General features: G+C 69.1%; 13 protein-coding genes. 8 read left to right on the forward strand and 5 right to left on the reverse strand.

Features of this window, described 5'->3' with window-relative positions:
* Positions 1–5: 5 nt before the first annotated feature.
* The 5 genes from ACTWP9_RS29550 to ACTWP9_RS29570 form a co-directional block, all read right to left on the reverse strand.
* Complete coding sequence (locus ACTWP9_RS29550) at positions 6–776, reverse strand: DciA family protein (RefSeq protein WP_443249364.1); 771 nt, start codon at positions 774–776, stop codon at positions 6–8.
* Complete coding sequence (locus tag ACTWP9_RS29555; RefSeq protein ID WP_443249365.1) at positions 773–2,764, reverse strand: hypothetical protein; 1,992 nt, start codon at positions 2,762–2,764, stop codon at positions 773–775. The genes ACTWP9_RS29550 and ACTWP9_RS29555 overlap by 4 nt, the downstream gene beginning before the upstream one ends.
* Before the next feature lie 1,440 nt (positions 2,765–4,204).
* Positions 4,205–4,786 carry a hypothetical protein gene (locus ACTWP9_RS29560; protein ID WP_443249366.1) on the reverse strand — a complete coding sequence of 194 codons (582 nt, stop codon included), beginning with the start codon at positions 4,784–4,786 and terminating at the stop codon, positions 4,205–4,207.
* Positions 4,787–5,048: 262 nt separating this feature from the next.
* Positions 5,049–5,840: a GltA gene (locus ACTWP9_RS29565; RefSeq protein WP_443249367.1), complete on the reverse strand. Its 792-nt coding sequence runs from the start codon at positions 5,838–5,840 to the stop codon at positions 5,049–5,051.
* Positions 5,825–6,625, reverse strand: a complete 801-nt coding sequence (locus ACTWP9_RS29570) for a UTRA domain-containing protein (protein WP_443249368.1) — start codon at positions 6,623–6,625, stop codon at positions 5,825–5,827. Before ACTWP9_RS29570 ends, ACTWP9_RS29565 begins: the two co-directional genes overlap by 16 nt.
* Positions 6,626–7,282: 657 nt before the next feature.
* On the opposite strand from ACTWP9_RS29570, the gene ACTWP9_RS29575 reads away from it, so the two are divergent.
* The 8 genes from ACTWP9_RS29575 (at position 7,283) to ACTWP9_RS29610 (ending at position 12,695) form a co-directional block, all read left to right on the forward strand.
* The gene (locus ACTWP9_RS29575; RefSeq protein ID WP_443249369.1) at positions 7,283–7,633 is read left to right on the forward strand and encodes a hypothetical protein; all 351 of its coding nucleotides are present in this window, start codon (positions 7,283–7,285) and stop codon (positions 7,631–7,633) included.
* A 179-nt stretch (positions 7,634–7,812) separates the two neighbouring features.
* A complete protein-coding gene (locus tag ACTWP9_RS29580) occupies positions 7,813–8,088 on the forward strand; it encodes a hypothetical protein (protein ID WP_443249370.1) in 276 nt (91 codons plus the stop codon).
* Between the two features lie 422 nt (positions 8,089–8,510).
* On the forward strand, positions 8,511–8,819 hold the full coding sequence (locus tag ACTWP9_RS29585; protein WP_443249371.1) for a hypothetical protein: 309 nt from the start codon (positions 8,511–8,513) through the stop codon (positions 8,817–8,819).
* Entirely contained in the window at positions 8,816–9,100 is a 285-nt protein-coding gene (locus tag ACTWP9_RS29590; protein WP_443249372.1) for a hypothetical protein, read from the forward strand. The genes ACTWP9_RS29585 and ACTWP9_RS29590 overlap by 4 nt, the downstream gene beginning before the upstream one ends.
* A gap of 131 nt (positions 9,101–9,231) precedes the next feature.
* Positions 9,232–9,798 carry a hypothetical protein gene (locus ACTWP9_RS29595; RefSeq protein WP_443249373.1) on the forward strand — a complete coding sequence of 189 codons (567 nt, stop codon included), beginning with the start codon at positions 9,232–9,234 and terminating at the stop codon, positions 9,796–9,798.
* Between the two features lie 569 nt (positions 9,799–10,367).
* Positions 10,368–11,786, forward strand: a complete 1,419-nt coding sequence (locus tag ACTWP9_RS29600; protein ID WP_443249374.1) for a DUF2637 domain-containing protein — start codon at positions 10,368–10,370, stop codon at positions 11,784–11,786.
* A gap of 157 nt (positions 11,787–11,943) precedes the next feature.
* Positions 11,944–12,495 (forward strand): hypothetical protein, encoded by a 552-nt coding sequence (locus ACTWP9_RS29605; protein ID WP_443249375.1) that lies wholly within the window; start codon positions 11,944–11,946, stop codon positions 12,493–12,495.
* Complete coding sequence (locus ACTWP9_RS29610; RefSeq protein ID WP_443249376.1) at positions 12,492–12,695, forward strand: hypothetical protein; 204 nt, start codon at positions 12,492–12,494, stop codon at positions 12,693–12,695. The genes ACTWP9_RS29605 and ACTWP9_RS29610 overlap by 4 nt, the downstream gene beginning before the upstream one ends.
* Positions 12,696–12,753 lie beyond the last annotated feature (58 nt).

Genomic DNA, 12,753 nt, shown 5'->3' on the forward strand with positions numbered 1-12,753 from the left:
GTTGCTCATGCGGTGCGTTCCGCCCGTTCGTTGGCCAAGCGCTGAAGGGCGCGGGCGCGGCTGATGTCCGAGGCTCGGGTCGGTCCTGTTTGCAAGTCGTTGAGGGTTGCGCGTTGGAGGTGTTCGGGCTCGGGGAACGTGCGGCAGGACGGCTCCCGCATCGCGGCGGTCTGCCGCTCCACCGCCTCCGCGATGGCCGGGTCCGCCTGGGGCGGCGGTGCCGCCTCCTGGTGCGCGGCGAGCGCGCGGTGGTAGCCGGGGGAGGCAGTCTCCCGGGTGCGCACCGGCCCGGCGTGCACGTCGGCGGGCGCCGGATCGGCGTTGGCCGGATCGGGCACCGGCACCGTGCCGGGCGCCAGGATCCGCAGGGAGCGGACGACAGTGCGGCCGGCCGAGGCGTTGGCGGCCTCGAGGATCCGGGTCTGTTCCAGCCGGGTCTTCGTTGCCCAGGCCGGCGACTCCGGGCACACGGTCAGCCGACCGGAGTCCGCGTCGTAGCCGATCGCGGCGACGTGCCCGGCGAGCTCCGGGGCGATGGCCGCCCACCGCTCGCGCAGCGTCGCGCCGACGGCCGGGAGCTCCCAGGCACGTTCGGTGATCAGCGCACCGATAGCGGCACCGAGGCCCATCGGCTCGCGCCCGTCCCGCCGAACGGTACGGACGGCCCGCGGCCTCTTCTTGGTCTTCTGGCCGGCGCCGTTCTTGCGCGCCGCCTCCAGCGCGGCCCGTAGCGCGACCCGGGCCAGGTCCACGCCGGATGTCTCGCCGCCGCTCATGCCTGCCCCCAGGGGATGTAGCCGAGGATCAGGTGCCCGAGGCTGGCCACCCGCTGCACCTGGTCCACCAGCCGCCCGGTGAACAGCCTCCTGGCCGACGTCTCGCCGTACCGGTCAATGTGGTCGAACACCAGCTGCGGATCTTTCATTGCGCGCACCCGCCAGGCGCGGACCTGGTCGCGGGTCATGTTCTCCAGGACGAGCTCCTGCTCCTGGTCGACGTCGTCAACGGCCGGGGCGGGCGCGGCGACCGGACGCGGCACAGGCACGACGACCGACGCCACGGGCGCGGCCGAGACTGCGGGCATCTGCGCGGCCGCGGCTTCGGCCCGGGCCTTCGCCGCAGCCTGCCGGGCGCGGACCTGCTCCCACTCGGCCTCGCGGGCCCACGCTCTGGCCGTCACGTCCTGGTGGAGGCGCTGCGCGGTGGCCGCCCGGCGCTCGTTCTCGGAGGCGTGCGGCATCGCGGCGTCGACGTCGGCCGCCACCTTGCGGCGCTGCGCACGGCGGTCCTCCTGCCGGTCGTCGCAGCGGGGGCAGTCCTGGCCGGAGTCGAGCAGCACCCGGTCGTCGCACCGGGCGTCGCCACACTCCTGGCGCTGTGGCAGGCCACGGGCCAGCAGCCAGCCCACCGGGTCGGCGATCGGGCCGCCGGTGCGCAGCTGCTCGGCCAAGCGCCGGGCGAGGCGGTCGGCGAGGACCTGCGGCGCGTCCGTACGGCCCGCGAAGCCTTCCACCGTCTTCAGCTCGCCGCGGGCGGAGGCCTCCACGATCCGGCGGGCGGGCTGACGGTCCAGCCGCGCCCACACCAGGTCGACCGGGGCCAGGACGGCCCTCAAGTCCTCCGGTGGCAGGGGCACCTTCCCCCGCTGCTGCCTGACCTCATACTCGCCTTCCACGACCCGCACCGAGGTGTCGGCCACCGGCCCGCGGCCGGGCTTCTGGCTGCTGATCGACGGGGACTTCTTCGGCTGTTCCCCGCGCAGCGGGCCGTCCTCGCGCACGCACGCGCGCTCCGGCCGACGGCCTTCACCCCCACGGCCTTCGCCGGAAAAACCACAAGAAAGCTGTGGAGGAGCGACGGGAGCATCCAGGGAAGAGTGGTCAGTGTGAAGGTCTGCCGCAACGTCGGGCTCTGCAACATCCGCCTCATCTGTCACCGACACGCCACTGACCTGCGGTTCCGACTCGAGTTCCGGTGTCTCACCAGGGCCTGCCGCAACGTCGGGGTCTGAAAACTCGGGCCCCAGGGCCTCCGCGCGGTCCTCCCGGACGTCGTCGGCGACCGTGTGGCCGTGCGCGGCGGCGACCGCCGGCACCATCAGACGCGACCGGCTCGCCAGCCTGGAACCCGTCCGTAGACGCACCCTCAGCACCAGCTCCCGGTCTTCCAGGCGCTCCAGCACCCGCTCCCCGGCCGACGCCGTGCAGTCCAGCAACCGGGCCACCGTCACCGCCGCCCGGCCGCGCTTGGTGTCCACCGTCCCGCCGCACTGCCGCACCCGCCCGGTCTCCCGCGCCTCCAGCACGAGCAGCAGCAGCGCCAGGCGGTCCGTCGCCGCGCCCCGACCGGTACGCGCACCGAGCAGCCCGGCCGGAGTGACCCGACCGTCCCGGTGTACCCAGCCTGGCGCCATCACGGCCTCCACCAGCCGCAGCAGCGTCGCCAGCTCTTTCTTGGCCAGTGCCAGCGGGTGCCCGGTCACGTCCTGAGCGGCCCACAGCGACAGCACCTTGCACTTTAGGCCGCCATCCTGGCCGTACTCGCCCTCCGCCGTGTCCACGCAGACCACGCCAGACCGGCGCAGCACCGGCAGCACGGAGGAAGCGACATACGATGCCGACAGCCCGAGCCACCGGCCCAGCTCACGTGTACGGATCTCCACCACACCGGACTCCGACGGCGTCCGCGACGCCAGCACCACCAGCGCCAGCCGCACCGCATCCGGCGCACCTTCCAGCCCTGGCAGCTCCAGCAGCGCTCGCACTGCACGGCTCAGCCGCGCACGCGCATCACGGCTCAACGCCAGTGGGCGTCCAGGTCCGTGCACCGGAACAGGCCCAGCCTGAACCGGCACCAGTCGATGACCAGCCGAACGCCGCTGCCCAGGGACACGCGGCTGCACAGCCGCCGCCACGGCGCTCACCGGCCCGTCCAAAGGAACATCGGTACGGGGTTCCTCTGGCGACCCCGAGCCAGGTCACCTGTGGACAGATCCTGGCGAGCGGACGCTTGAGGATCGTGCGGACAGAAGAAGGAGTGGGCGGGAGAAAAGAGAACAGTCTTCACACTTGCTACAGGTGTGGGCGTCGGCCGTGGTGTGACGGTCAGCGCCCAAAAACCCTCGCAGGCATGTGTGATGTCGACCACAGGTTGCCTGCTGGACAGGTGTTCGTAGGGGCCGAAATGGGGTGTGCGGGCATGCCGACAGTGGCAAGCCCCGGCACGGTGATGCACAATGGCTCCCGTCTTGAGGGACTACGTCAAGGCATGACGAAGCCCGACCAGGTGCTTCGTGGTTTCTGGAGCGAAACCTGTTTCGAACTGTTCGACCGGCTCCCAACCGGGCGAACAACTCCTTGGAGGGGCTCTCCCAAAGCCCTCCGATAGCAGATGGGGCGCTGAGCAGAGGTGACTCCCAATCACCTGAGCTGAGCGGCCCGGGGCGGCAAGAAGACCCGAAGACGGGCGCCGCCCCCGCGGACCTACGTCGTCATCCCGACCCCCTCATCCGAGGGGCGCTTCGGGGTGCTCGCAGACAGCACGAACACCCCGCCGAAGGGCCAGCCGCTGCGCATGCAGTCGCTGGCACCACGGCGGGGTGCGGTGTTGTGGGAGGAGGGTAGGGGTACCCTGATCACGTCGGTGCCCTTCGCTAGCCAGAAAAAGGGTGCTCGGCAGCCCGGGGCCTTCGCAACAAGGTCCACCGGGCACGTGGCCCCTCCCGGTTGCCAAGCCGGTCGACGGGGCCACTTCAATTTTCGATCAACGCTGCGGATCACTCTACCGCTCCAGCGCAACTCACGGTGACGCTGGGGGTGACGTGTCGTCACCGGACCGTGCGCGTATGGGCGGTTCGTCTTCAGCGTCATCGCTGCGCCCCTGGGTTGATGGGCGACCAAATGCTCACGCTGATGCCGAGGTCCTGGGGCGGCCCGGCTTGCTTTGGGCCCAGGACGCGGACCTGGACCATCCATTCCCGGCATCCGACGCATGGCGCCTTCACAGACGTAGATGTAGCGACCGTCGAACGTGACAGCTTCGGAAATCATCTGCGGCGTTCCCCGCGCTGTCGTGCGTGCAGGTGCGGGGGTCCGTCGTCGCCCCCGCGAGGCGTCTATCCAGGTGGCTTCGGCCCGCGCACCGGCGTCGTCCAGCCTCGTCACGGTCGGTGCTGCACACGTCGACAAAGAGCAGACTGTGGGTGTCATCGCGACACCTCGTCTTGGTGTCCCGGCGCCAGAACGGCGGGAGACGCTTCATTCGGTGGCTCGCGGAAGTCGGCGACTGCGAGGTCCACGTGCTCCTGACAGCGCCAGTCCGCGCACTCGCAGAGGAACGGGATCACAACATCCCGAGTGTCCCCGAGTTCCTGCGCCCACGGGCGAGTGAAGAACGTCAGGTACTGGGAGACGAAGGACCTGTTGGCATAGCGCAGCATCTCGCGTCTCTCCGCAGCCGTCGTGGCCCTCGGCCCCTCAACAAGGGCGTTCGCGAACATGCCCTCAACCTCAGCCGTGATCTCTTCCACAGAAGGAGAACCGTCGATGGGCAAGGTGCGGCCCTCGTGCTTTTCCACCTGAGCGATGATCTCTTCTCCCAAGTGCGTGTACAGCTCGCGCACTCCTGGCAGCAGGTCTCGTTCCGCGAGCCGGCCCTGCTGCACCTCCGGAGTTGGTATCAGCCATACGGCGCAGCTCAAGTCAGCGACGACCTGCGGTGTTATGGGGGTGCCCTCAGCGATGGTCAGAGGGGCTGAGGGCAGTGCGTGAAGATCCTCAAGGATCATCAGACCTCGCTCATAGTGCAGCGACATCGCGAGCCGTTCGTCTAATGGCGTGCTCCAACGATCAGGGATCGGCAGGCGCTCGTATCGGATCGCTGCCGGATGTCCGTATGCGATCGCTCTGTCTCGGTGCTCCCACGTGTGAGCGTCCGAGTTGTACCAGCGCAGTCCATGGCGCCGCGCGAGGCGCTGAGCGACCGTCGACTTTCCAGCCGCCGGCGGTCCCCCGAGCCAAAGCACGTTCACGTGGCCTCCCTGTGAGCTGTCAGCTGGCGATGTTGGCCGCATCCTGTGTCCGGGGGGTCCAGCGCCATCCGGATGCATGGAGGGCTTCAGCGCGATCAAGGACGATCTGCTGTCGGAGCTGCGTCTCCTCGGCGTCGTGGTAGGCCAGACTGGCGGTGTGCTGTCCCTCGTGCTTGCGGTAGATCTCACCAGGGAGACGCTGCATCCATCCCGAACTCACGGCTTCGCAGAACAGCACGATGGCAGCGTCCTCGAATGCGGGGATCGCTGGCCAGCCACCCACGAGCCGCACTACGTCTGTGCGAGCGGTAAGGGTCGTGCCCATTACGGGCATCTCCCCCCGCTTGGCCCCATCCAGCAACGCCCCTGGCGCCAACGGACCCGGGTCCGGGTCATACGGGCCAGGCGCGCGGCGACCGTCTGGGAAGAGGTCGAGGCAAGGGGCGACGGTCCATCCATAGGTCGGGTTGCTCGTCAAGACGTCAATGTCGCGCGCGAGCGTTTCTGAATCCGGCAGGAGGTCGTCGGCATCGACACACCGCAGAAGAGATCCAGTGGCACGAGCCAACCCCATGGTGCGTGCCTGCGCAGCGCCTCCCCAACGACCTACACCCTTGGAAATCCACGGAGTGTCCGGGACGGAGGCGAGCGGGCGGCCAGTACGCCCGTCCTCCTGAAGAACCCACTCCACCTCCCAGCCCTCCGGGAGCCTCTGGCTGGCCAGGCACTCATGCAGCTCAGCAATGTAGCCGTCGCCGCCTTCATGTACAGGCGTGAGAACAGTGATCTTCGGCATCAGGAATCGCTCCACGTCGGCAAAGTGGTGACGTAGGTCAGGACTGTTCGCTCAGCGGGCAGGGGGAAATCGGTCACCTCGACAGCCCGGCCCGTCGTGGCGTACGAGATCTTGCGGATGCGGAACATGGGGACGCCCGGCGGGATGTCCAGCTCCGCAGCTTCGTCTTCAGTCGGCATAGTCGCGGTGACGTTGTCGACGATCTTCGACAGTTCGAGGCCCACGGTGTACAGCTGGTGCTGCATGCCCCCCGGCCACGGGTCGTTGTCCTCATCGAAGACCGCTGGGTCACGTTCAACGATGTCCAGGGGCACATACGATGCCGAGCCGCTGGCCCCCGCCTTCTTGTCGTAGCGACGGACCCGGGTACGGCGGAGGACGAGCGTTCCAGGCGCTAGTCCGAGCACAGCGGCGACGTCCTCGGGGCACGGAATGGTCTCGTGGTGAGCCACGTCTTCCGCGATGTCTCGGAGCGAGATTCCTTGGTCGCGTTCGGTCTGCCCGTTGTTACGCCGAACCGCCTCCGGCTCATGGACGAGCTGCTTCTCTTCGAAGTAGCGCTCGTTGCTGCGCTCGGTGCGCTTAGGCGGTACGCGGACCCATGTCTTGCCGTTCGGCTTACCTGAGATGACGCCGCGCTCTTTCAGGAGCTGCACCACTCGGTCGGCGGTGTTCTTGCCGACGTCGTACTGCTCAGCGATCTCACGGACCGTCAGAAACGAGTCTCCGGGCTTCAAGGTGCCCTCGATGCGGCGGGTCAGCGTGTCCGCCAGGTCGAGGTACTTCGTCGGTCTGGGCATGGGCTGACGATCTCATCCCTCTTGAACGAGCGCAAGGAATGTCCCGAGACAAAGATCTCTCTCATCTCGGGATAGAAGCTTGACGGTTCCCTGTGTCCCGTGACACGGTCTCGTTCTGTACCGGGACAAACGCCCGACAGAGCAGGACTCCTGACGGCACGTCATGCACAACTGCCGTTGAACTGGCTGCGCTTGGGCCCGGTCCCAACTCCACAGCGTGATCCACCGCCGTTTGAAGGCCGTGACGACGCCGGCCGAGGTGAGTGGAGATCCGTCGCGAGGTGCCATTACCGCTACCGCTGGTGGTGGCAGCCGACACGTGCCACGACCCCGCAGGGCTCATTGCTGCGGGCGAGCGCGGAGGGTCGGCAGCCCCGTGACGTAAAAGAACGACGCGGCCCAACCTTCGGCTGGGACTACGGCCCGGGACGGTCTCCCCGGGCCCGAACAGCGAGCAGACCAGCCGCCGCGTCACCGAGATCAAGCAGTCCTGCACTGCACGTCGTCCCCCTCCGACGCCCCTCTGTGGGCGGCTGGGAGGGGCGTCGGCGTGGGGACGCAGGAAGGCCCCACGAAGTGCACCACCCACGGCCTCTTCTGGCCGGGGCACTCCCCGCTGCCCGCGCCGGGCCAGCGGCTTCCACCTTGGAGGTTCCTATGTCCCTTGTGATCGTTCACCGCGTCGGCGTCGGCTTCCAGCGTTTCCGCGCACCGCTGCTCTCCGTAGCTGACCAAACTGTTGGCACCACCGTGGCGACTGTCAGCCGCGTGCGGTACTTCGGCCTGGGCGCCTCGCGACGGGCCGTACTCGTCCTGACCGACACCGCCGGCCGCGAAGGAATGGCCATGGTGAGCGCTGACCGGCTGTCGACCGTGCCTGACTTCCTGCTCGCTCCGGGCGCTGAGGTGGAGGTGCGTGGCGTGGTCCGCCGCTTTCCCCGCACGCCGGTGCTGGACCTGGCGTCCATCCGCCCCGCAGCCAGGCAGCGCTACCGCATCGCTGCCTGACCCATGGCCTCCCGCAACTCACCGATTGGTGATGGCGACCGACACCCAACCGCCCCCGGGCGTACGGGTGTCGGTCGCCATGGCCGCTCGGAGTGAGTGGTCACAACAAAGAGCGGCGCCCGGAGGCACCCGGACGCCGCATCACTACAGGAAATCCGCGGAGGACACCTGTGCACCCGATGCTGACACACCCGACCGCTCCTGTCGCGGCCGGGGATGAGCCCGAGCCCCAGCACGACCGCGACACCAGCAATCCCGACTCCATGCCGGAGCTCCCCCGCCGTAACGCTCAGGCGGTGAGCAGCCAGGCCGACCTGATGCTCGCCATGGCGAACTGGGCCGACACCCGCAAGGCCGCCAGGCCCGCCCGCCGCACCCTCGACCAGATGGATCCGGCAGGTTCCGTCGCCAGGGCAACCGAGCGGCGTCTCCTGAAGCGGGCGGGGGTGGCCTGATGCATACCCGCATCCGCACCTTAGCCCGCTTCCTTGGCCGGACTGGCTGGCTGTGCTGGCTCTGCGGCAACGAGGTCGACGACTACCTCACCCGCTGCCCCATCGCGCACTGAAGAGGAGCAGTAGTGACGAATCTGATCGTGCTGCGCGCCGACGGCGGTGAGGACGAGGAAACCCGCCAGCTCAACCGCGACATGGAAGGTGCTGGCCAGGACTGGCCGTTGTAACGAGTTGACCGACGACCTCATATGCAGGGCCCGCGCCGCACAGCACCGAGCAGCGCGGGCCCTGCGCCTGCATGGGCTGACTGCTCATACCCGCCGCCTGCTGCACGGCGCCGACCGCCTGGCCGACGCCGCCTTGGAGGCCGGCTACCCCGTCACCGCCCTGCACCAGCCCCTCTACCGGAAGGACCTGACCCCATGCACAGCACCGCAGCTGATCTCCACCTGCGCTACTCCACCCGTCTGACCGCGTTCGTCACCGCTCGCCTGGGTCGTGACCACTACCGCCAGGCCGCCGAGGTGACCCGGCAGGTGTGGAACAAGGTCCGCTCTTCCCCGCACCCGCCCTCGGCCGATGACCCGCAGGCGTTCAACCGGCTCGGGGAAGTGGCTCGCGAGACGATCGCCCGCCACCACCTGGCGGCGCGCACACGGCACCAGCAGCCCGCCAAGTGCCCGGCCCCGGCCCCGATGTTGGCTACGACCCGGCTGGGGGTGGCGGCGTGACACCGGCCCAGTTCCGCTCCACTCACGGCCCCTGCGCGACGTGGAGCACCGCCGACATCGAGGGCTACGAGCACCTGGTCGAGGCCGTCAGTCCCGAGCTGGCGGAAGCGGGCCGCACCGGCCAGCTCGTCATCGGCCGACGCGCCACCAATGACCGCGTCGTCGTGGACCTCACTGACCCTGCCGGCCTCATCGTCGGCGAGGTCCGCAACCTCGGCGAGGTCCGCAACGGCAAGACCAATGCCGCCGTTCTCCGGCACATGCAGCGCCGTGCCAGGTGACGGCCTGACGGTTGCCTGATCCGCCCGCACCAGCCGCCCGTGACACGCGGCCGGGTCGGGCGGTGACGGGGAGCCGGACAGTCCACTCCCGTCGACCAGAGGTCGGCGCTCTTCGTTCGGATGGAGATGCAATGTCCAATCAAGCGGTTGTCTCGGTGAAGGCCGATGGTCTGGTTCCGCTGTCGTCTCGGCTGGAGGCTGAGGTCGCGGCGACGATGGAGCTGATCGAGAACGATTGGCTGCTGCGTGATGTGTGGCGTGGCCTGTCGGGCGAGGTCGTGTCGGGCCAGCAGGTGATCGACCACCTGGTGAACTCCTTTGGCGTGCTGGAGCAGGCGGGTTGGGCCCGCACATGGCGGGAGGCTGATGCCGGGAATCCGGTAGATGGCCTGTCGTACTCGTCATCGCTGCGGGATGTACTCCGGGCCGTGATCTGGTTCCTGAAGGACTTCGCGGGGTCGGGCAATGGCGGCCCTGTGACGTTCGGCGATGCGCTCCATGGGGTGGGCGACAGCGATTCGTGGCGTGTCACGAACGCGGTGCTATCGGCGGTGCTGCGGGCCCGCACGGGCGCTTTGACCGCCGATGTGAGGAGCTGGTCGGCGCGACGTGGCCGGACGCTGGAGGATCTGCGGGAGCTGGCTGCGGTGGCCGCCGAGGTCGCGCGCCGAATTGGGCCCGAGGTGGGTGGTCGGTGATGGGCATCGCCTTCCACCTCATCGGCATGTGCGTCAGTGGCGCTGGCCTCCTCGCCGTGTCGCACTGTCGCCAACGCCGGCAGTCCCGCCTTGACCGGGCCCTCAACCAGCAGTTGCAGACCTGCTGCCTGCACACCGAGGACGGTGAGAGGCGCTGCGCGAAGCCGCCACACCCCAAGGGCGGTGGGCGGTGATGGGGTGGATCCCTGCCCGCCTGCTGCCCGTCCTCGAGATTCTGGCAGCGGCGGTCACCACGCCGGCGTTCCTTCTCCATTCGCGCACGCCGCGCGACCACGGCCCGGACTGCTGGGTGTGTCACCCCCGTATGTCGCGGCGGAGCAGCTGAGCTTCCGGAGTTGCCTGTCGTCCCCGCCTCGCTGGCGGGGGCGGCGGGGAGCGACGGGGCCTCCCCTCGAACCCCCCCGCTCCACAAGCCGGGCCTGGCGCGACTGCTCTCCCCACGCCGGGCCCGGCTCTCTTGCTGGGCGGTCGTCTGGACGAGCCAGGGCCTTGCGCAGCTCATCGACCGCACCTACGCGAACTCCCCTAAGTGGAAGGAGAACATCACCATGACTAGCCCCAGCCCTCCGGAGAACACGTCGACGTCCGGGACGGAGGAGGCGCCCAGCCTGACCCGGTTGCACTGGATCCTGATCGGCATCGTCGTAGCCGGAGCCGTAGTCATTGCCGCGATCGGCTTCTCCGGCTCGTACACCGCTGTCCGTGAGCTCGCCGAGAGGCGTGGCTTCGGTGACTTCGCCCCCTACTTCCCGATCGGTATCGACGCGGGCATCCTCGTGCTGCTCGCTCTGGACTTGCTGCTGACCTGGATCCGTATCCCGTTCCCGCTGCTGCGGCAGGCGGCCTGGTTGCTGACCGCTGCGACGATCGCGTTCAACGGCGCGGCGGCCTGGCCCGACCCGCTCGGGGTCGGCATGCACGCTGTGATCCCGGTGCTGTTCATCGTCGCTGTCGAAGCCGCCCGGCATGCGATCGGCCGGATCGCGGACATCACCGCGGACAAGCACATGGAGGGCGTGCGGTTCACCCGCTGGCTGCTCTCCCCCGGGCCGACCTTTCTGCTGTGGCGGCGGATGAAGCTGTGGGAGATGCGCTCCTACGAGAGCGTTGTCCGCCTGGAGCAGGATCGCCTGGTCTACCAGGCCCGGCTGCGTGCCCGGTTCGGACGAGGGTGGCGGCGCAAGGCCCCGGTCGATGCGATGACTCCGCTGCGGCTGGCCCGCTACGGGGTACCGCTTGCCAAGACCGGCCCGGCCGGCCTCAAGGCGGCGGGCATCACCACTCCGGTCGGCTTCTTCTCGGACATCGACCCTCTCGGTGCGGACAAGCCGCGGACAACGATCGAGCGTGCCGACGCGTTGTCCGCACCTGCGGACAACCAGCCCGCTCACTTGTCCGCCCCGAAGAGCGAGGACGCGGACAACCAGGCAGCCCACAGGGAGTTGTCCGCATCGTCCGCCCGGACGTCCGCCCCCGCTGACGGCCGCTCCGAAGCTGTCCGCGCGGACAACGGCGGACGTCCCCGCGAGGACGAGAACTCGCAGGCCAGCGTGGCCGCCGCGAAGGAGGTTGTCCGCAGCGGCATTCCCCAGCGTCCCTTCGCCAGCACGCCTGCTGAGGGCTTGTCCGCCCCGGACACGGACGGTGCGGACAACAGCAGGGCGGACAAGCCGACCGCGGACAACCAGAGGGCGGACAACGCGTCGGACATCACCCCGCTCGCGGCGGACAACAGCGCGGACAACACCGCGTCGGACAACGGCAGCGCGGACAAGACGGTCCCCCGCGGTGCCATCGCCGAGGGTGTCCGCAAGCAGCTCGCGGTCGGCGTCACCGACCCGAGCGTCATCACCGACCGGCTCTCCGAAGCCCTCGGGCTGGCGGTCGACAAGAAGACGGTCGCCCGCGTCGTACGGCGCGAGCAGCAGAAGAACGAGCCCGAGCCGGTCACCGGCCAGTACCTCTGACCAAGGAAACCGGCTCTGAACTGCATGGATGAGCTGTTTCGACGGTTCCACCGGCCCCCGAGACGAAGACAGCGCCTCGGGAGCGCGGTGAAGGCGCCGAAACGCCGCCCCCAGCCTCCCAGATCGCCCCCGCACGGAGAAGGAGAAACCCCAGCTCATGGATATCAACGCACTGTTCACCGATGCAGGTATGCGGTCGACCACCGACACCTGGCGCGACCAGCACATGACGGCCGCCCAGCAGTATGGGCAGATCGCTGACATCGTGCGCCGGCGCCTGGAGCAGACGCCGATCGACGGCGACCGCTGGATGGCCCGCAAGATGCGGGCCTGGAAGGTGTCGCGGCAGGTCAAGGCCATGCAGAAGGCGTCCGAGAACGCCGCGAGCGCGGCGGAGGCCCTGTATGCGACCTACAAGAACGAGGTCCTGGAGCTCCCGGAGCGCAGGGCGGCGGCGGAGGCCCGGAAGCTGGAGCGCAAGCAGGGCAGGCAGGCCGCCCTGGGCGCGGCCGTCGCCAAGTCTCTGGACAAGACGGCGACCTCGCTCAATGCCCCCCAGGAGCAGGCTGCGGGCACGGTCCCGCAGGCGAGGCCAACGGAGTTCGTGACGCCGGACAACCCCTGGCAGCAGTGGCCGATGGCGGCCGGTGGTGAGCAGGCCCCGACCCGGACGATCAACGACTACTTCCCGAAGGGAGAAGGGCGTTGACGACGCCTCGGCAGACGCAAAACCGTGCGAAGCACTGGAACGCGCGGATCGCGGAAGCCACGACGGAGAAGGAGCGGGCCGGGGTCTGGTACGACGCGTGCCGGACCCTGGCCCGCCAGGCCGAACGCGACGGCAAGCCGGACCTGTGGCGCGCACTCACCGCCACGCTCCACGACTTCTACAAGCACAACGGAGGGTGACGAAGTTCTTCTTCATCACCGCCTCCTCCTCGCCGTCCGGAGCTCTCCAAGGCGCGCG

This window comes from Streptomyces sp. 3N207, from assembly GCF_052246355.1.
Taxonomy (GTDB): Bacteria; Actinomycetota; Actinomycetes; order Streptomycetales; family Streptomycetaceae; genus Streptomyces.